1 protein-coding gene is annotated in these 212 nt (G+C 60.4%); it reads left to right on the forward strand.

Translation table 11 applies throughout. The annotated features are described in order from the left end of the window. The coding region (locus AB9K34_RS00095) for a DDE-type integrase/transposase/recombinase (RefSeq protein WP_369952469.1) at nucleotides 1-212 on the forward strand (212 nt) is incomplete at both ends.

Raw genomic sequence — 212 nt, forward strand, 5'->3', positions numbered from 1 at the left:
GTTCCGCATCCTGGCAGTGATCGACGATTGCTGCCGCGAAAACCTGTGCCTCATGGCCGACACCAGTATCTCGGGAGCCCGTGTCGCCCGAGAGCTGGATGGGCTGGTGCGGGTCTTCGGAAAACCAGGTTGCATCGTCAGTGATAACGGCACGGAGTTCACAAGCCGGGCCATCCTGAAATGGGCCGACCAGAACGATGTGCCGTGGCATT

The sequence above is a fragment of the Sedimentitalea sp. XS_ASV28 genome, from assembly GCF_041224545.1.
Classification (GTDB): Bacteria; Pseudomonadota; Alphaproteobacteria; order Rhodobacterales; family Rhodobacteraceae; genus Sedimentitalea.